The 18,021-nt window shown below is 46.5% G+C and carries 15 protein-coding genes; 4 read left to right on the top strand and 11 right to left on the bottom strand.

Going from position 1 to position 18,021, the window contains the following annotated elements:
• Nucleotides 1–38 precede the first annotated feature (38 nt).
• The 4 genes from BQ5453_RS13555 to BQ5453_RS13540 form a co-directional block, all read right to left on the bottom strand.
• Nucleotides 39–926 carry a hypothetical protein gene (locus BQ5453_RS13555; protein WP_071123583.1) on the bottom strand — a complete coding sequence of 296 codons (888 nt, stop codon included), beginning with the start codon at nucleotides 924–926 and terminating at the stop codon, nucleotides 39–41.
• 16 nt (nucleotides 927–942) lie between these two features.
• Nucleotides 943–2,028: a DUF3575 domain-containing protein gene (locus tag BQ5453_RS13550; protein WP_071123686.1), complete on the bottom strand. Its 1,086-nt coding sequence runs from the start codon at nucleotides 2,026–2,028 to the stop codon at nucleotides 943–945.
• 224 nt (nucleotides 2,029–2,252) lie between these two features.
• Nucleotides 2,253–3,335: a helix-turn-helix domain-containing protein gene (locus tag BQ5453_RS13545; protein WP_071123582.1), complete on the bottom strand. Its 1,083-nt coding sequence runs from the start codon at nucleotides 3,333–3,335 to the stop codon at nucleotides 2,253–2,255.
• Between the two features lie 315 nt (nucleotides 3,336–3,650).
• Nucleotides 3,651–5,105 (bottom strand): Na+/H+ antiporter NhaC family protein, encoded by a 1,455-nt coding sequence (locus BQ5453_RS13540; protein WP_071123685.1) that lies wholly within the window; start codon nucleotides 5,103–5,105, stop codon nucleotides 3,651–3,653.
• Between the two features lie 366 nt (nucleotides 5,106–5,471).
• On the opposite strand from BQ5453_RS13540, the gene BQ5453_RS14225 reads away from it, so the two are divergent.
• The 3 genes from BQ5453_RS14225 to BQ5453_RS13525 all read left to right on the top strand — a co-directional run bounded on the left by BQ5453_RS14225 (nucleotide 5,472) and on the right by BQ5453_RS13525 (nucleotide 6,402).
• Complete coding sequence (locus BQ5453_RS14225; RefSeq protein ID WP_235860102.1) at nucleotides 5,472–5,654, top strand: hypothetical protein; 183 nt, start codon at nucleotides 5,472–5,474, stop codon at nucleotides 5,652–5,654.
• 66 nt (nucleotides 5,655–5,720) lie between these two features.
• Nucleotides 5,721–6,068 carry a type II toxin-antitoxin system RelE/ParE family toxin gene (locus BQ5453_RS13530; RefSeq protein ID WP_071123580.1) on the top strand — a complete coding sequence of 116 codons (348 nt, stop codon included), beginning with the start codon at nucleotides 5,721–5,723 and terminating at the stop codon, nucleotides 6,066–6,068.
• Nucleotide 6,069: 1 nt separating this feature from the next.
• Nucleotides 6,070–6,402 carry a helix-turn-helix domain-containing protein gene (locus BQ5453_RS13525; RefSeq protein ID WP_071123579.1) on the top strand — a complete coding sequence of 111 codons (333 nt, stop codon included), beginning with the start codon at nucleotides 6,070–6,072 and terminating at the stop codon, nucleotides 6,400–6,402.
• Between the two features lie 524 nt (nucleotides 6,403–6,926).
• Here the strand turns inward: BQ5453_RS13525 and BQ5453_RS13520 are convergent.
• The 5 genes from BQ5453_RS13520 to BQ5453_RS13500 form a co-directional block, all read right to left on the bottom strand.
• Nucleotides 6,927–9,851, bottom strand: a complete 2,925-nt coding sequence (locus BQ5453_RS13520; RefSeq protein ID WP_083361248.1) for an outer membrane beta-barrel protein — start codon at nucleotides 9,849–9,851, stop codon at nucleotides 6,927–6,929.
• A 108-nt stretch (nucleotides 9,852–9,959) separates the two neighbouring features.
• Entirely contained in the window at nucleotides 9,960–10,904 is a 945-nt protein-coding gene (locus tag BQ5453_RS13515; protein ID WP_071123577.1) for a hypothetical protein, read from the bottom strand.
• Nucleotides 10,901–11,464, bottom strand: coding sequence for a hypothetical protein (locus tag BQ5453_RS14220; protein ID WP_143033420.1), 564 nt, complete (start codon nucleotides 11,462–11,464; stop codon nucleotides 10,901–10,903). Before BQ5453_RS14220 ends, BQ5453_RS13515 begins: the two co-directional genes overlap by 4 nt.
• Entirely contained in the window at nucleotides 11,454–11,948 is a 495-nt protein-coding gene (locus BQ5453_RS13505) for an RNA polymerase sigma factor (RefSeq protein ID WP_074027672.1), read from the bottom strand. The genes BQ5453_RS14220 and BQ5453_RS13505 overlap by 11 nt, the downstream gene beginning before the upstream one ends.
• Nucleotides 11,949–12,324: 376 nt before the next feature.
• Nucleotides 12,325–14,592, bottom strand: coding sequence for a TerD family protein (locus tag BQ5453_RS13500; RefSeq protein ID WP_071123574.1), 2,268 nt, complete (start codon nucleotides 14,590–14,592; stop codon nucleotides 12,325–12,327).
• A 917-nt stretch (nucleotides 14,593–15,509) separates the two neighbouring features.
• Here BQ5453_RS13500 and BQ5453_RS13495 point away from each other — a divergent pair.
• Nucleotides 15,510–16,430 (top strand): helix-turn-helix transcriptional regulator, encoded by a 921-nt coding sequence (locus tag BQ5453_RS13495; protein ID WP_074027671.1) that lies wholly within the window; start codon nucleotides 15,510–15,512, stop codon nucleotides 16,428–16,430.
• Nucleotides 16,431–16,442: 12 nt separating this feature from the next.
• Here BQ5453_RS13495 and BQ5453_RS13490 read toward each other — a convergent pair whose 3' ends face one another.
• Together BQ5453_RS13490 and BQ5453_RS13485 are read right to left on the bottom strand one after the other, a co-directional pair.
• Nucleotides 16,443–17,486 (bottom strand): transposase, encoded by a 1,044-nt coding sequence (locus BQ5453_RS13490; protein WP_074027632.1) that lies wholly within the window; start codon nucleotides 17,484–17,486, stop codon nucleotides 16,443–16,445.
• Nucleotides 17,487–17,520: 34 nt separating this feature from the next.
• Nucleotides 17,521–17,898: an ISAon1 family transposase N-terminal region protein gene (locus tag BQ5453_RS13485; protein ID WP_143033257.1), complete on the bottom strand. Its 378-nt coding sequence runs from the start codon at nucleotides 17,896–17,898 to the stop codon at nucleotides 17,521–17,523.
• Nucleotides 17,899–18,021 lie beyond the last annotated feature (123 nt).

Below are 18,021 nucleotides of genomic sequence, written 5' to 3'. Positions count from 1 at the left end.
AAATTCCATTTCAATAATTGCTGCACCTCAGCAATTATTTACAAATCGGCATTTACATCATCACCTTTCACTTCTTCCCAGCCGTTGATTTCGGCTTCGTCCACTTCCATGCCTTCGGGTGTCTCAACCAGCGTTCCGCCGAGGGTCAGCGATTTGCCCTTTCTGGTGTTGAACTCCTTGAGAGCTTCTGTGAGGTCGCTTTTCAGCGTGGTGGGGGTCGGGTTGCCGTCAGCATAGCGGATTCCACCCATCAGCAGTTGTTCCGTGCCGGTCACACCCAGCAGCCGCACCGTGGCTTTCCACTTGCCGGCATCGTCACCTTCGGTTATCTTGGTGAAGGGCAGCACGACGTTTGAAGCGGCTCCGTAGGTATCGGTAGCGAAATCGAGTGTTCTGGCTGCACCCGTCAGATGGGCAACAATCTCCGTGATGCGTCCGGCGGCATCACCCGTCGGTTTGACGACAAGCGTCAGTTCGCGTACCTGCTGCTTCATTGCGGCTGTCAGCGGATAGTCCTTGTCTTTCTCGATGCTCACCTGTTTCGTATAGGTGAAGAACCATCCAGGGGCATTGTTCACAAAGGCATCCGTGCCTGCCCGGTTTCCCGTGGCTGCGGCAATGGTGGCGGTGGTACCATTTACCGTGATTCCTTCAGCTGGGTTCCACACCGCAAGGGCGTAGCTGCCTGGAGCAAACATATGGTCGGGGGCATGGGTGGCGGAAGTCTCCGTACCCGTATAGTCGCCCATGGTGACCGTCCACGTGGCAGGTATGTTGATACCCTCACCTCGGGCCGACCAGTCGGCTGGCACTGTAATTTTCCCGTAGTCGGGATGCGGTGTGTCATAAAGCGTGTCCTTCACGCAGGAAGAGAGCAGCACGGCGGCTGCCATTCCCATCATATATATATATTGTCTTGCTTTCATACTCTATTCCTCCGTATTAGAATAACTTCCATACCAATGTCACACCGGCGTTGATGGGGCCACACCAATTTTTTGTCTCGTTGCCACAGCGCACGCGCACACCATCGATGACTTCATATTTTTCGAAATCGGCATTCAGGTAGCCCAAGCCGAGGTTGAAATCAAGAGCCAGTGCCTTGTTCAGCCGTAGCTGATAGCCGGTGGTGATGCCGCCACCCATCAGGTCGCCCTGCTTGCCTGTTTCGGAGAGCTTGTAGTTGAACTGTCCGGCCTTGAACATCGCGCCCAGATACCAGGCTTTCTTCTCACCCATATAGTAACGCACTTCCGGAGCCACTTCCCAGAGTGCATAGCGGCGGTCTTTGTCATTCCAACTCCAAGAAGTCCACGAGCCGTTTACGGCAATGCCCCACGATGGACAGATGCGCCATTCAAGTCCTAAATCGGGTGTCAGGGTAGCCCAGCGCAATAGGTTGGCACGCAGGGAGAGATGATAATCATTTGTGATTTTAGTTTCCGACGGCGTGCCGGCAAGTGTATTTTGTAGAGCGGCTTTCTCGGCTTCTGCCTTTTCAGCGGCAAGTCGGGCTTCTTCCGCTTTACGTTGCTCTTCGGCAAGCCGTTCCTGTTCGGCACGTTTCTCGGCTTCCGCCTTGCATCGTGCTTCCGCTTCCGCATCCTTCACGGCTGTTTCCTTTACCGGTACCGTCAGACGCACGGTAACAAAATCACCCTCATTCGCATGATTGCGGGTAATAAAATTCTCCTCTATTATTTCCGCGCGTGTAATCAGTTCGGATTTCACACGGTTGGCACGGATCTTCGCCGTGGCAAGGTTCTCTGTTTTGCTGCCCAGTGAATTACAGTAGCCGTCAACATAAAGTGGCAGCTTGCCGTCAAGAATTGTGGTTCTGTTGTTTTCGATACATTCCAACAGACGGGCAAATTCCGTGTCATTGCCATTCCAAGGCACGTAGAACATGTCCTTCTGCGGGACGAAACGAAAAGTGTAGGTCGTGTCTGTATTCTGCTGCGCAATGACTGGAAAAGTTACCGCCGTCAGCCACAGAAACAGGGTAAGAAAAGTGATTTTTCTGCTCATATTTACTTGCATTTATTATCTTGTCTTCTCCAAAGGTAATAAATGCCATCCTGTGCCCGAAATATCACAAGAACTTTTTCTGTAGTATTTCATGAAAATTGTCGTATGAGCATCTTTTTGCGAATTAGCACTTTTCGAATTGTCGAATAAGCACTTTTTTGTCGTTTGAGCACTTTTAGAAAATGGGGTTCTGTGACCTTTTTCAAGTTTTTTTACTACACAAATTATTCCCGATTTGCTTTTTTCCATTTGGCAGGCGTACATCCTTCCTTCTCGGAAAATAATTTGATAAAGTTACTGCGGGAAAGAAAACCAGAAGACTCAGCCAGCTTCTGTATATTGATTTCCGGATGCTCCTTCAGCATGTTTTTCGCATACTCCAACCGGAGACTGGTTATCCATTCGCGGAATGTCATTTTATACGTAGTCTTGATATAAGCGGAAAGATAGGTACGGTTCGTATAAAGTATTTTGGACAGTTCTTTTATGGTAAGTCCCTGCTGGACATATCCGTCTGTCTTTATCCAGTTGTCCACCTTCTCTATAAATTCTGTATAGGACACTGGAACTTCCTCATCTGAAACCATTTCGGGGGCAGTTCCCGAATTTGTCAGAAGTTCTTCTTCAGATTGTATATTCTGCTCAAACGCATTTTCTACCTGTTCATAGAACAGGAGGTAGTTCTGATAGCTGTAGAAAAGATAACAGTAGAACGGAATTGACGACAAAATCCAGATAAAAACATATTCGTCTGGCAGGAATGTCAGCAATCCGCATCCGACACCGAAGATAACAGCCCAATAAGTGAATATGGAAAGCCATTCGATATATGTGCCTATATCATCCGCCTGAGTTTCATTGAAAACTCGAATAGCTCTACGATATGCAATTATGACTCTGCGAGCTAAAACGACTCCAAAAACGATTAACCAGACAGCTAAAGCAAATAAAGAGATTTTTTGCATGATTCCGCTTGACAACAGGAACAACACAACTCCGGAAAGAGTTGAAAATATAATCCATAAAATGATATGTGTCCACACACGCCGTTTGGTAATGTAAAAACGATCAAGCAACATTATCAATGCCGAACTGAACAGAGAATAGCACAGGAAGTATGTGGACATGTTCATCAATATGGCAGAATCCGCATTTTTGAATCGGATACCAAAGAAGAAATGTACCATATAGTTTGCCGAAAGCAGCAGCATAGCTATACCCATAATCTGTCGGGAGCGGAGATAATTCTTGAAAATTGCCTTTTCAGGAGTCTTTGCAAACAAAAAATAAAAGCCGAAGAATAACATTAACGGCAGTGCGGTACAAAGTGAAAAACTGTATATAGATGGTTCCATTGTTATGCTTATTTGATTTTGATACAATTTCCGAATTATAAGCCAGTTGGGATAAAAAACAGAATAGCGCAGTGGAAAATGTTCGTGGCACAGCCTAACCGAAGATACGACTGACACGAAACATGAAGAACCATTTTTTCAATGTTCAAGGCTAATTCTGATATGTATAGTATAGCATTCTCGATAGAAAAAATGAAAGTCTTTTAGGGGTGTGAAACTTGGGCTGAGTATAAAATAATTTTGAACACCTACTTAGCATTGTCCGGTTTATGCCGCTTCAGCAGTTTTCTTAGGTTGAGGCTTGGGCACGAACCCCAAAATAGCTACCAGGCAGCTCATGATAGGGCTGATAATATTGAAGAAACAGAAAGGCAGATACACCAGTGTGGGAATGCCCAACACCGTGCTCTGCGTCATGCCGCAGGCTGTCCAAGGCACCAATACGGAAGTGACCGTGGCCGAGTCCTCTGTGGAACGGCTGAGCAACTCCGGGCGGTAACCACGTTCGGCATACTCGTCGTGATAGATAGACACGTTCATGATGATAGACAGGAACTGGTCGCCCATCACAAGGTTGAGCAACACGCCCGATGCCACAGTGGAGCACACCAGCGAGGCCGTGCCCTTGATGCCTTTCAGTATGATGTGTGTAATGCTCCTCAACATGCCGCTCGCCACCATGCACGAACCAAAGCACATGGCACAAAGAATGAGCCACACCGTGCTGAGCATGCCCACCATGCCCCGTGTGGCCACCAGAGAGTTGATGGCCTCAAATCCCGTGTCGATGTTGGTCTTGGTATAGCATGTGAGCATCAGCCCCTCAAACAGGCTCAGTGCATTGACCTGCTTTTCGCCCGCAATGTGCATCAAGGCTTCGGGCTGGAGCACTATGGCGCACAAGCATGCCGCCAATGACGAGAGCAACAGCGTGATGAGCGAGGGCATCTTTTTATAAATAAGCAAGGCCGTAAAGAGCGGTACGACCATGGTCCATAGCGATATGTTGAAACCATTGTTCAGTCCTGTAAGGTACTGATTAACCTCCACCTTCTGTCCGTTGTAGAACAATCCGATTACCAAGTATAGCACTAAGGATATGACAATGCTTGGCACAGTGGTGTAGAGCATATAGCGAATGTGGCTAAACAAGTCGGCGCCCGCCATTGATGAGGCCAACACGGTGGTGTCGCTCATGGGCGACATTTTGTCGCCAAAGTAAGCACCCGATATGATGGCCCCCGCCGTGTAGGGTTGTGGAATGCCTAAGGCGTCGCCAATGCCCATAAGGGCAATGCCGATGGTGGCAATAGTAGTCCACGAAGTGCCTGTGATGACCGATATAAACGAGGAAATAATGCAAGCGCAGGGCAGAAAGAGCCATGGCGACATCAGTTGCACGCCATAGTAAATCATGGTGGGCACCACGCCGCTCACCATCCATGTGGCCGACATCATGCCGATAAGCAGCAGAATGAGTATCGACACGCCTGCGTCGCCCACAGTTTTTTTAATCATCTCCTCAAACACGGTCCACTTTGTTTTGTACACCAGCATCGACAGGGCCACGCACACCGACGAGGCCACCATCAGTGCCACCTGTGAGGCTCCGCTCAGCGCATCGTCGGGAAAAATCCGGAGTACCAGAGCAATCAGTGCAATCAACACAGCCAGCGGAAGCAGGCTAATCAAGGGGTGGGGGTGTAGAGCTTTTGTGTTCATAGTTTTATTGTCGGGGCAGTCATACAACATTGCCCGTTGAAATGTTTAAGTAAATACAGTTAAGTTTTGTCTTAGCATTTGCGAAGGTAATAAATAATTGTGAATTTCCTTTATAGAGTGGTGCTTTTAATTCTGATGCTAGGCTTGCGTGGTAAGTAAGAGTGTGCTCTTCAGATTATGCTCCGGTTATTTCAGCTACGACTACCACGACTTCTATTATGATTGCCCATATCTTTTCGACAACAGTCAACTCATGCACTCCCAAATACATTTCTTCAAAGATTCCACCAATAGTGTCGTAATCAAGTACTCTCTTGATAGAAGCAAGCAGATTGTATCCTTATTCTTGCGGTACAAACGGCTGGCGTGGAACGCGGAAGAAATGGCTTTCGCAAAAACAAGTCCACGGAGAAGAATCCCGAATCTGAGGAGGACTTGTTGGAGCATCGTACCGATGGCACAGATGCGTTTGATACGCTATATATCGGATGTGAAAAGTTCCCTCAGCATGATTTTTATGGGGATTTTTCGGTGGGTGGGGTGAGATAAAAAGACTCTTTTGTTTCTTACGAAAGAAACAATTATCTATCTTTGCATCTACAAATACATTACAAAATGAGCAACAACAAACTGCAAGTGGTCTTGTTGGATGAAGCTATAGAGTTCATCCAATCATTGCCATTGAAAGTGCAGAAGAAAATAGCATATAACTACTTGAAAATAGAACAAGGCATTATAGATAATGAATTGTTCAAGAAGTTGGAAAACTCCAATATTTGGGAATTCCGTACTATTTTCAGTGGCAACTGCTATAGGCTTTTCTCCTTTTGGGACACAGAAGCCGAAACGCTTGTAATTGCGACACATGGCATAGTTAAGAAAACGCAAAAAACGCCTCCAAAAGAAATTGCAAAAGCAGAAGAGATTAGAAAAGAGTATTTTAAGAAGAAAAAAGAAGAATGATATGGCACAGATGCATTTAACTCCTCTTTCAAAACTCGTTGATGATGTTTGGGGAGAAAAAGGAACAGAAGAACGTGATGCGATGGAGAAGCAGCTTAAGGAAGAAGTAAACGCTTACTACTTAGGTGAAGCTATCCGTAAAGCAAGACAAGCCCAGAAACTCACACAAGAAGAACTGGGTGAACGTATAGGAGTGCAACGTGCACAAATTTCAAGATTAGAGAAGGGGCATACTATTATGACTTTGCCAACCCTAAGCCGTGTGTTCCGTGCTTTAGGTGTTTCCTCTGCAACTCTCGATTTGGGTGCAGCTGGTAAGGTTGCACTTTGGTAACGCTCCCTCCTCAAGTTCTCCCTTTCGGGCAATCTTTTTTCAGCCGCCGTGCGCATTGGTTCTCTTGCTGTGCGCATGGCGGCTTTTTCGTGTGCTTGGTGTGGTGGTAGGAGCGGCAGAGGTGGGCTACATGGGGAGGGGGTAGATATGGCGGCGGTGGCAAGCGTTTTGCTTCTGCTGTGTCACGAGATTGCACGAAGCAAGGCGCCCGCCACCGCCCCCGAGGGTTCTGCCCCTGCTCCCATGCAGCCCGCCTCTGCCGCTCCTACCACCACACCAAGCACACGAAAAAGCCCACCGCCAAGCGCACTACACGCAAGAGAGCCAATGCTACGGTTTGAAGCAGAATAACAACAGGGTGGGGCGAAGACTGTAAATGGAGAGATAATAAAACTCAAGTTTCGGATTTAACTTGAACGGGCTGAATCATCGGCAGCGGCTCAGCAATTCAAGCAAGCTTGATTGCATTCGCCTTGCACGATGATTCAGCCCGCACTTGCTAATTCCGAAACTTGAATTATTTATCATTTCGTATTTCGTTTACTCTTTTGCGTCCAATCCAAAGAATAGACAACGCTCAGCATGAAGTAACGCGGAAGAATGTCTGTGTAAGATTCTACACGACTTGTGGCATTGATACTTGAATAAATGTTGTCTTTGGGTGTAAGTATGCCATGAGCTATTAAGCGAACTGATAATTTGTCTGACAAGAAACGGCGTGCCAAAGAAGCGTTCCACTGACAATGAGCCTTGTTGACAGAGGCATCAGCAAAGCCATTGTAGATGTTGGCGCAGAAGTCTGAAGCCAATTGGAGTTTCCAAGGCAAATCCCAACTAAAGTCGGCTGCCAACCTCGTTTCGCGATAGTGTGTGTCCATACTACTTTGCTTAATAGTGCTAAACGCTGTATTCCATCTGCTTGAGAAGCGGAATTTATTGCCTACTGTTCCACGAAGTGTTGCATTGGGGGTTACTCCGTATTGCTGCAATAAGCCACCCTTTTCGGTTGCTGCACTAAGTTGTGACATATCTGCGTTCTGACGATAGTTGCCGCGCACCGAAAGGGTGATATAGAATCTCTGATTCTTATCGAGAGGCAAACTATACCCTACATCGCCATTGGCTTCATGCGTGCGGTTGGTGTTAACCATTTCGTAGATGCGTCCACCATTCTCTGTATTGTAGATAGAAGATGCAACGATGTTGTTATGCGTGCGCGTGTACTGTAACGAAATATACATATCGTGTCGAGTCTTACGTTGACTCATGCCATAGCGTAAAGCTAACCGATGAGCGTACTCGCCCTGAAGTGAAGCATTACCACGGAAGAGGTTGAGCGGGTCGGCATAGTCTTCAATCTGAAGCATGTTGAGCAGGTTGGGCAGTTGCTGCTTGCCTGTGTAGTTGAGTCGAAGCTCGGGCGACCACTTGTGTTTTCCATTCGACCGATATTCCATGGTGAGCGTGGGACGGAATGAATAGGCATGGCGATCTATATCGTAAGATTGCTCGTTACGCTGATAGTCCAAATGCTTGTATTGAAGCACGGCACCCAAGTCGGCATCAAATTGAATATTGCCACGTCTTAGTCCTGTCAGTTTGTGCGAAAGACGCATACCGACACTACCCGTTTGCTTCTTTTCTTTGCTATAATAGCTGTTCTCGTTGTCAAAACAAATGGCTTGCCATTCGCCATCGGGCAATATACCTAACGAACCTTTTGTCCAATCTAAAGCATCAGACCACTCTTGCATACGTTCCAAACGATAGTAAGGGTGTGATAAGTTGCCGTAGGTATGGTTAAAGGCTACGTAAGGGGTTAACACACCATCATATTTATCGTTTCTAAAGTACTTGTAGCCATAATCTATCGTGGCATCAACCGTCGTATTGTGCTCCGTATGATTATTATAGATGCGACGGTGGTCGTTGTCTTGTGTGTTCAGATAGTCTAACTTATAATTATTGTACAAGTCGTTTTGTACATTGTTGTGATTTACGAGTAAGTCTATATTAAAGGGATTGCCACCTAAAACCAATGATGTTTTCCACTCGGGCTTGTACGTAAACGTTCTTTGCTTTTGTAGTGTGGGATTGAGCAGCGTGTAAAGCATGTCGTCTGACGACAAGCGCGTTACATTATTCCAAATGCTATCCACCTCCCAAGTATGCCAATCCTGATCTCCCCTTTTCCAAAAGGCAAGTGTAAGGGCATCTTGTGCATTGCGCATATTGTCAAAAGTAAAGTCAAACTTCAGTTCGCTTTGCCACTTCTTCGTCTGTCTGGCGCGAAGGGCGGCATAAGCGTTAATGCGCGTTTCTTTATCTGAAACGAAGGTTTTGTTCTTCGCCATCAGGTTATCGGGGGCAAGGAATGTTTCGGTGTTCGTCCATGAATGAGTTTTTTGCTCTTTTTGTTGTACGGAGGCGTTACTGCTAAAGCGCCACGTGCTATTAGGTTCTAAATAATACTCAATATTAGCTACTTTATTTTTATGTCTTCCCGTTGGATAGCTATTAGCCATGTTGCATATATCTATCATTTTACGTTCTTCATTGAAGTTATTGACGTCTGCATCAATGCTAAGCATTTGTCTGTCATCCATACGCATCAAGAAGCCTTGTCCGCCCCACAACTTTTCGGTAGCAACGTCAGCTTCGAGTTTAGCCATCCAGGTGCCAAGGTATTCACGCTTCAAATGCACGTCCATCACATATTGCTTATCGTGCATATCACGTCCCGTCAGTTCGCTCAGTTCCCCTTGTTTGTCGTATACCTTTACCTTGCTCACAATGTAGGCTGGCAGGCGGTCAAGCGCAGCATCAATGTTGCCATTGAAAAAGTCTTTTCCACTGAATAGCAAACTCTCAATGGCTTTGCCGTTGACATAAATCACACCTTCTTCAATCTTGGTATTAGGTAGTTGCTGCACCAATTTGCGAAGTGATTCATTCTTGAGTATATTAAAGGCATCAGCATTATACACCAACGTATCCCCCTTATAATACATTTTAATCTTCGTCGCCGTAACCGTAGCTTCGTTAAGATTACGCTCCTTCATAACGGGAAGGAGATCAATCGTTCCCACATCGATGCGTTTCTTTTCCGAATCTATATGTATGTTTTTCTTTACGCTATCGTAGCCCAATGCGCTAACTATTAGCACTACGTCTTGAAAATTTGAAGAGATTTTGAGATTAAAAACGGCACCACTATTCTTGTCGAGATATCCCGTTGAGTTTCCATTTCTTTCCTCCACAATCATGTTGAGCTTAGCCTTGGTTGATGCCAAAACGCTATCGTTGGCTGCATTCATTACCTTTACGGTGGCATCATGTAGTCCTTCGTTGGTAATTGGATTGATTACTTCACCCGTCAACACTATATTCTGAGCGGAGGATACTGAGAAAAATGTAGACATTAGCAAAATAAAGAGTATTTTATACATGGCAGAAAACGTTTTAAGAAAGCGAGTGTGTAACCTTATTGCAGCTGCACACTCGCATACGTAATCCCTTAATGGGATGAGATCATTAGATAAACGTGAAGTTCCTCTCTAGTCGTCCAGATAGACCTCAAGCATGAAGTAACAGGGTGAGGAAGTCTCTTCAGCTTTCTTTCGGCATTCGGCGTCGCCGTGTTCTGTCCAAGTGACGCAGAACACGTTGAGTTTAGGATAAATGTTGGCTAGCTTGGAAAGGGGCATATACTCCTTGTCGCGCTGGTTGCGAATAATGCAGGCATAATAGCCTGGCACATCATTGAAAGTGTGGAAAAGAGTGACATATTGCGAGGCATCGAGCTTGAGTTGCAGCGTGTTAATGAGGTACTTGTTGATGTTGACAGAGAGCAACTCTTGAGCCTCTTTCCACAGGTCGGACCAGTGGGTGAGTTTTTGGAGTATTTTGATGTTGGTGTCGAACACGGTATACGAACTTGCAAAGTTAATAGAGAGTGTGTTGCTGAGGCTCTTTCCCATGAGACCATGAAGGATGAATACTTTGAATCTCACTTCTTCTTTTCCTCCCTCTTTGTAGAGCCACCATTCCATGCCCTCGGCGGTACGATACGAGGGATTACCTGTATCTTGACATCGCATGGACATGTAGCAACGTCCCGGGCCGCCAATAATAAACTCTTGTTCGTCTTTTTTGAAGAAGTGGGCTACGCGGCGCGATTTTATTTGACACCCATTGTTTAGTGGAGCTATGGAGCTGTAGGAATTCAAATTCTTGCTAGCGCTTTCGAACTGCGATTGGATGCGCTCTATCAGCTTGTCGATTTTGTTTTTATCGCTCTTGCTAGAATAAGGCATACGGAATGTATATGCGCGTAAATAGCATAGGGAGTCGAGGTCGTCGTGTCCTTGAATCTCTTCCGTGTTGATGAGTTGGGCTTGTGGGGCAGAACTTAGCTCCTTGTACGCCTTGTGGAAAAACTGTGCCCGAAGTTGCATGGCTGATGCGCATGCAAGGGCGAGGAGGATGAGAATGCGTTTCATAATGTATTGATGTCTTGATAAGTTAATGCATAGTTGATTACGGTATCAATGAGTTGCAACTCAAATAGGGCGTTTTCTATTTGTTCTTGAATTTGTTGTCTTTCGTTGGAGGGTATGGAGTCAGTGCAGGCAGTCATTTCGAGCGGTTGCTCCTTGACGATGGACACCTCATTTGCCTCTTCCGGGGGAGTTGCTTTAATTACTGTTTGTTTGTGCTGGGGCGAGGGCGCCTTTTGCGGTAGTAGTTGCGGGGCTTCGGAAGTAGTCAAAGAAACCTTTTGAACTATTGCAGGGGAAAGTTTCCTCGTCACACTTAGATGCATGACGGTAGTGGACTCTTGAGACATATTGTTTGTAAAATGCCACGCAGCCCATGTACCACAGATCACGCATACCACGCAAGCCGCTGCATAACGAGCGATGGCAGGCCAGCATCGACGACGTTGGGCGTGACGATGTTGCGCGAGCAAACGATCATATTCGCGTGCGCCAGGTGTAAGCTCTTTCAGCATCTGCTGGTATAACGCTTCGTCGCTGAGTAGAATTCTTTTATTTTTCATTGTCAATCAGTCTTTTAAGTTTGGCTTTTGCCATGGATATCATGCTCTTTACCGAGGGCTTGGGCAGATGTGCTTCGGCTGCAATCTCGTCCACGCTCTTATCGTCAATGTGGCGTGCTTTGAAAAGCGACTGTTCGCGAGGCGAGAGCTGGCGCATGGCATGGTCGATACGTTGCATCGCCTCTTGGGCTAAAAGTGGCGCATCGGCTTCAGTGGTGCATGGTGCGAGCGATTCTTCTAGAGGCGAGGTGGGTATTTGCCCAAGTTTGTGATAGCGTTCCACGCAGACGTTCTTGGCCACCATGACTGCAAGTGCCTCCAGGTTGCGCTGAGCGTTGAGCTTCTCGCAGTAAGTCCACAATCGAATCAGACTATCTTGTGCCACATCCTCGGCATCCTCTGCATTGCCAAAGAAGTCGCGTCCCACTCTGACCATGAGTGGACGAAGATGGGGAATTGTATGTTCAAACTCTGCGTGTGTCATATCTACCTAATATACTGCTCAGCGAGGAAAAAGTTAAGTGCGAGGGTGCCACTTTTATAGTGATTATTTCTTTTTTAATTCTTTCCTCCCTCCAGTGCTGCGTGAGAATAGCTTTCTTGCTTCGCCTTTTCGGCGCGAAGATACAGTCTTTCTTTTGGGCACGCAAATTATTCTCTCTGTGCAGATAGAATTCCCCCCCCCTTGCGAACAGATAAATACATACGTTGCAAGAGCTAACGAGAATACTGTGTACTCTCTATCAGAGACAATGCAGATGTAAGACGCGTCGCCCGCAAAGCTATTTGCGGACGACGCGTTTCGCATCTCTATATATGTGTGTTGTTTTTCAAAGTCTTACATTTCACCTGTTAGCTCCTTACATATTAAGCAGAGCACTCACTCCGGCTGGGTTGAGCGCCCATTCGTAGGTGTAGGCTTCATCAGCCTCATCAGGAGAAGGCGCAAGTGAAAGATGCTGAGCTTCAGCCTTTATTTCGAGTAGCTGACCTATTGACAGTTTATTGCGCAAACGCTGCAACAAGGCATTAACAGCAGTGAAGTCGCAGCCTTGAATGTTTTGGGAGATGAATGGCATCTCAAGCCACGTAATTTCACGCTCGTCAACATCAAGAACTCCGAACACAAGACCACGTGAAAGGTTGCTCTCGCTGATACGTACCATGTGCTGCACACACGATGGGTCGTAGGCCACTCCCGTTTTTTCAGACACCTTCATGGGGTATGCCGAATCCATCCAGCCCACCACAAGGTTGGGCGAAAGTGCACCACAGCTATAAGCATTGGCTGTGAAGGTGACGTATTTGGCACCAGCCTCAGCAAGTTCGGGTAGCGATAGTTCTATATACTCCGCAGTGCCCACCATCTCGGGAATAGCGCGTATGTCACCTCCGTGTTTAGCTCCAGTAGCTTTCAGACGGTAGTAGGCACAGTCTTCGGTTTTCCCATTTTCGAAAGCAATGTGGCAGCTGATGTCCATGTCAAGGGGTTGAGCGTGTAAGCCCTTTCCCCATTGCAAGAACAAGCGTACGGCATCACCCTCTACGGGGAAACGGGTGCCCATGAGTGCACACGATGTGTCCTGTATCGTGGCAGACCTGTCGCCTACACTAATGGGGATGTCGAACAGCGAGGGGGCAATATAGATGGTTCTTGCCTTTGTGGCTTGGGCTGCAAAGCTATGTTTGAGGGATAGAATGTAGCATTGCTTTACCCTTGCCACCATAGCCCTTAGGTCGGCAGGGCTATAAAGTGATAGCAATTTGTTTTTAGAAATAGAGATTGTGTAGCCCGTGATGGGGTGTACTGTGCGCGTAGCATCAGGGTCAAAGTATTTTTCGGCGGCATTACCCAGTGACAGGAGCAAACGAGGAGGCATTTGGTCGGTCACTTGCTCAAAGGCCTCCATCGTCTCTTCACACCCAAAGCGCAGCATGGTAGCAAAGAGGCTGCGGGCAAACAGTCCTGGGCGTTGCTTGAGCATTTGTAACACGGTTTGCGTATCACGATTGTTGCGCGCTTGCTGCAAAATACCCAGCCAAGTGGGCTGCTCCTGACGATAGAATGCGTCAAGGATATCAGCCAAATGTTCATAACCTTTCCTGCGTGAATATTCTCCAAGTCGCAAGGCGCGAATCATGCGCACCCACATTCCGCGTTTGGCATTCATATTCTCTGTGGCTTGTTGGGGCGATAATGCAAGGTTGTTGATCCACGAAGCCACGCATTGGCAGTGCTTGCGGTCGTATTTTAATTTGAGTTTCTTCTTCATCTCCTTTCCAGCATATTCGCTCTGGTTAAGAGGGCCAAACATGTGGTAGTAGAATCGGCGGGCTTGCGCTATCAATGTCCTTGGTTCAATAATTTGCACATACCCAGTCTTTTCATACCACAAATAGCGTAATATGTCGGTAGGAGTTTTAAGTAAAGCTTGAGCTTGGGCTTGTTGACCATTTGCCACAAGGTGTTTCACGGCAAGCATTGCTGTTTCCTTCATACTAATCTCTACGTTGTCAGGCAGTCCGTAAATGTCAATCAACTTTTCGAACGAATCCTTTTGCGTAGCGTCAAGTGGAGTGGGGGAGGCAAGAAGAGATTGGTATACTTGTTTCAGATCTTCCTCGGTAAACAATCGGAGTTCTTTCAGTTTCGATGCTTGACCTTTGTATACGAAGTTAGCCGTAGTGAAAGGCGTTCCGCAGAAAGGGCAGCCCGTATATCGTTCGAGGGGAAATGTGCCTTCGGGAATGAAGCAACCACAGGGCAGCGTGCAGCCTTCCAATCCAACTTTTGCCCCGCCGATAAGGTTGGCAAAGAATGTTATTAAATGGTCGGCCCGCGTTTCGCCAGTGGGCACATTCCAACCCTTGACAAGTGTAGCCCAATTAAGTTTCACCCCCATCACATCATCAATCACGGCGGTAATGTCGGCCAATTCTGTGGCGCTCACCATGCATAGCGCATGAAGCAAATCTTCGTTTACGCTGAAGCCATTCTCCCTCAGTCGGGCCACGAAGGCCAACACGGCAGGGGTTGGCTTTGTTTCAAGATCTATTTCTTTAGGGTCAATGTCCAAGTATATGGCCCGGTAGCGCAAGGCAATTCTTAGCAGTTTTTTGTCTCTCATTTGTATGAAATATAAAAGGTAATGGAACGACACGTACATTCCAGCTCCAAGCTTCAAGCTGAATTCAAAATCAGGAGTATGTCGTTCTTAGACCTGTTCAACTTATTTGTTCTGAAAAGATGTATTCTCAAGGCATTTAGGAGTTTTCCGCTGGTTGGCGAAGGCACGGGATAAAGTGCTTCATCAGATGTTAAGCCACCTTTGTGCTTTTGAAAATAGTGTGCCGCGAGCAGGAATCGAACCTGCGACACATTGTAGGAGTATGTGATGGTTGGTCCTGTTTTAAGTGAGAAAATTCTATCACACTTTTAGGGCGGTTCTAATAATTCTGAAATAGGGATTTGTGCGCTATCAGAAGCGTATTTTTGAAAGTTTGTGAGGGAGCATAGCGGGCTATGTGACCGAACTAACTTTCAAAAAGACACTTCTGAGAGTGTGCAAATCACATTTCAGAATAGCAGAACTCTAAAAACAGAATTTTTAGAACCGCCCTTAATAACAATCGCTCTACCAACTGAGCTATCGCGGCAGTACAAAATGGTAATTGGCAGACTATAAAGGGTCAAGTTTAGCAAACTGATGTTGAAGTAAGTCAGCCTTGGACCATCTTGCTTTTAATTGTAACAGAGGAGGAAATGGCTAATCATGATTTTCCCCATCAGCGGGGAGTCACTATGTATTATTAGTAAATGAAGTATGATATGGCTTGATCCTCCTTTATATATATGTGCAGAGGGAATAGTGTTTCCTCATGTCCCGATTGCGAGTGCAAAGTAATAAGTGTGCTCCGCAATGTTTTTGCGTAATAAAAGAAAAGTGATAAGAATTAAAGAAAAAAGCGCATTTTCTTTCGTCTGCGCAGAAACATTGCGCAGATTGTGCTACATTTGTCCTTGTATAACCAAAACCTTGAAGCTATGCCAGCCAACAAAAATGCTTTAATACGCTATAAAACTATTGATAATTGTCTTCGCAATCGCTATCGCCGATGGACCATTGACGATTTAGTAGAGGCTTGTAGTGATGCGCTCTACGACTGCGAGGGTATAAGCAAAGGTGTTAGTTTGCGTACGGTACAGAACGATTTACAGATAATGCGTTCCGATAAATTGGGCTATAATGCTCCTATTGAGGTGTACGACCATAAGTATTATCGGTATGCCGACACCGAATATTCCATTACCAACATGCCCCTTTCGCAAGGTGACTTCGAGGTGATGCAAGAAGCTGTAGACCTGCTGCGACAGTTGGAGGACTTTGATCAGTTTGTCGAAATATCCGATGTGGTGAGCCGTTTGCAAGACAAACTCTCTATCACGCAGAAGCGTCGCAAGCCCATTATACATTTCGATAGTGTACCCAATCTTCGGGGACTTCGTTTGCTCAGTCCGTTATACAACTATATAGCTCATAAGCAAACGCTACGTATTAGTTATCAGTCGTTCTCGGCACGCAAACCTGTTGAATATGTGCTCTTTCCCTACTTGCTCAAGGAGTTTCGCAATCGTTGGTTCCTTTTCGGATCCAAAGCCAAGGATCTCGTACTCTACAATCTTGCCCTTGATCGCATTCAATCCATAGAACCCTGCGATGTGCCTTTTCGTGAGAATCCGCAGTTTGATGCCTCGCATTTCTTCGACGACGTGATAGGAGTGAGCAAGAACATTGGCAATCGTCCTATTTCCATCTCCTTTTGGGCTAACGCAGAGCAGAGCCAATACATCAAGACCAAACCTATTCATCCCTCGCAGCAGCTTGTCAGCACCAATCCCGCCGACCATAGTTGCATTTTCAGCATTCGTGTGATAACGGCGCACCCGACAAACCCTGTGGAGTAGGCCGTGCAGATGCTAACCCAAAACTGTTGCTAAACGATACATGAAGAATGGTATGTCTATGACTCCTTTTACTTGTGCACGAAAGCATTTGATCTTTGAGTTCAACGATTCAGCTGAAGCGTTAGTCTTACGTCCGTCAAAGTAGTTCAGGATTTCATCCTCATAGAATCTGATGGTATCGCGTACGGACTTGATTTCACGCAGAGTGCAGGAAGCCACTTTCTCATACCACCCCTTGAAATTCTGTTTGGCAGTCTCCTTTGTGAGTTTCTTGTTTCTGAATATGGCTCTAAGGGAGTTGATCAGATTGTATGCTTCTTCAAGTTTTGGGTAGAGTGCGAAAAGTATCTTCGCACGCTTTTTCTGCGTTGCGCTCCACTTCTCTCGGCTCATGGACAATTGCTTGCGACATCGTGTCTGTGCCTCTACAAGAGTCTCGCCATTTTCAAGCCTTTTGGGTTCAAAGCGAGTGTTCAGCCTCATAGGCTTTCTTCCGCGCTTGCTCTTCTTCCAGTTCTTCCCATGCCTTTTCCTCATTCGCTCGCGGTAAGCCTTTCTCTGCGCTGCCAGATTTTCGAGGTATTTGCGAAACTCTGCCTTCTGTCTGTTCGCCTCCTTTACGGCTTTTCGTTTCAGGCGCAGGCGTATCTCTTCGCAGCCCTCTCCACCGCGTTTTACGACATGGAAGCAGTCACGTATGACTGTGGCTTTAGGGAATGCCTCTCGGGCTATGACACGCATGCAATCTGAGAGATCCATCGTGATATTCTCAACCATTTCACGCTTATCTGCAGGTAGTTGCATGAGAACCTTCAGTACGTCAGCAGGATTCGTTCCCTTGACTACTGCTATGATTGCACCCTTGCGACCATGGGCATCCTTGTTGTGAACGATAGTGTACAGTTCGCCCTGGAGGGAGGTCTCGTCTATGCCTTGCTCCTTACCTACGTTTTGCGGAATAAGAATCCACTTGGATGCGTGATCCTTCTGCTCCCACGTCTCGAAGTTACTCAGGGCGTCCTTGTATCTTTTGGCAAACGTGGAGCTGTTAATCATGTACGTATAACCAATCTGACGAGCGGTTATCGTCTCAGAGTCCATTCGCCCTCTTTAAAAAAAGCGCGAAGTCCTTCGCGTATCGAGTGCCCTTATGCTTCAGTTCAAACTCCTTGTCAAGGTCAACACTTCTTGTTGTGCCATCCGGCATTGTCCAACGCCTTCTTCGTATGTGAAGTACCGCCTTCTTGTCTCGGGCTGGATAGTCAAGTAAACATGATTCTTCCCCAAAACCATTGCTCACGGAATCCTTCATGTCTGGTGTGCGATTGTCGCGCTCATCCAGATAGATGTGAAGCTCTGTTGTGTAAAGAACATCCTTGTCCAGAGTACGCTGTGTTGCAAAGTCTGTCACCTCGAAATATTTAAGAACTCCTTCGGGGAGGAAATATGAGGCGAGGCCCTCATACATATTTTTATTGCCATTCTGATTCATAGTGCAAAGGTACTACTTTTGGGCAATCATGTATCGTTTGGCAACTCAGTTTTTGGGTTAGCATCTGCACAGCCCTCCACAGGGTTTGTCGGGTGCGCC

Origin of the sequence: Prevotellamassilia timonensis, from assembly GCF_900106785.1 — a bacterium.
GTDB lineage: Bacteria > Bacteroidota > Bacteroidia > Bacteroidales > Bacteroidaceae > Alloprevotella > Alloprevotella timonensis.
Note: the sequence above shows the minus strand (reverse complement) of the source record. Positions and strands in the feature narration are given on the sequence as shown.

What these genes read in the sequence shown, in the direction of transcription:
- BQ5453_RS13555 (WP_071123583.1), bottom strand. Translation starts at nt 926, where the DNA reads ATGAAAGCAAGACAATATATATATATGATGGGAATGGCAGCCGCCGTG.
- BQ5453_RS13550 (WP_071123686.1), bottom strand. Translation starts at nt 2,028, where the DNA reads ATGAGCAGAAAAATCACTTTTCTTACCCTGTTTCTGTGGCTGACGGCG.
- BQ5453_RS13545 (WP_071123582.1), bottom strand. Translation starts at nt 3,335, where the DNA reads ATGTTATTCTTCGGCTTTTATTTTTTGTTTGCAAAGACTCCTGAAAAG.
- BQ5453_RS13540 (WP_071123685.1), bottom strand. Translation starts at nt 5,105, where the DNA reads ATGAACACAAAAGCTCTACACCCCCACCCCTTGATTAGCCTGCTTCCG.
- BQ5453_RS13530 (WP_071123580.1), top strand. Translation starts at nt 5,721, where the DNA reads ATGAGCAACAACAAACTGCAAGTGGTCTTGTTGGATGAAGCTATAGAG.
- BQ5453_RS13525 (WP_071123579.1), top strand. Translation starts at nt 6,070, where the DNA reads ATGGCACAGATGCATTTAACTCCTCTTTCAAAACTCGTTGATGATGTT.
- BQ5453_RS13520 (WP_083361248.1), bottom strand. Translation starts at nt 9,851, where the DNA reads ATGTATAAAATACTCTTTATTTTGCTAATGTCTACATTTTTCTCAGTA.
- BQ5453_RS13515 (WP_071123577.1), bottom strand. Translation starts at nt 10,904, where the DNA reads ATGAAACGCATTCTCATCCTCCTCGCCCTTGCATGCGCATCAGCCATG.
- BQ5453_RS14220 (WP_143033420.1), bottom strand. Translation starts at nt 11,464, where the DNA reads ATGAAAAATAAAAGAATTCTACTCAGCGACGAAGCGTTATACCAGCAG.
- BQ5453_RS13505 (WP_074027672.1), bottom strand. Translation starts at nt 11,948, where the DNA reads ATGACACACGCAGAGTTTGAACATACAATTCCCCATCTTCGTCCACTC.
- BQ5453_RS13500 (WP_071123574.1), bottom strand. Translation starts at nt 14,592, where the DNA reads ATGAGAGACAAAAAACTGCTAAGAATTGCCTTGCGCTACCGGGCCATA.
- BQ5453_RS13495 (WP_074027671.1), top strand. Translation starts at nt 15,510, where the DNA reads ATGCCAGCCAACAAAAATGCTTTAATACGCTATAAAACTATTGATAAT.
- BQ5453_RS13490 (WP_074027632.1), bottom strand. Translation starts at nt 17,486, where the DNA reads ATGATTAACAGCTCCACGTTTGCCAAAAGATACAAGGACGCCCTGAGT.
- BQ5453_RS13485 (WP_143033257.1), bottom strand. Translation starts at nt 17,898, where the DNA reads ATGTATGAGGGCCTCGCCTCATATTTCCTCCCCGAAGGAGTTCTTAAA.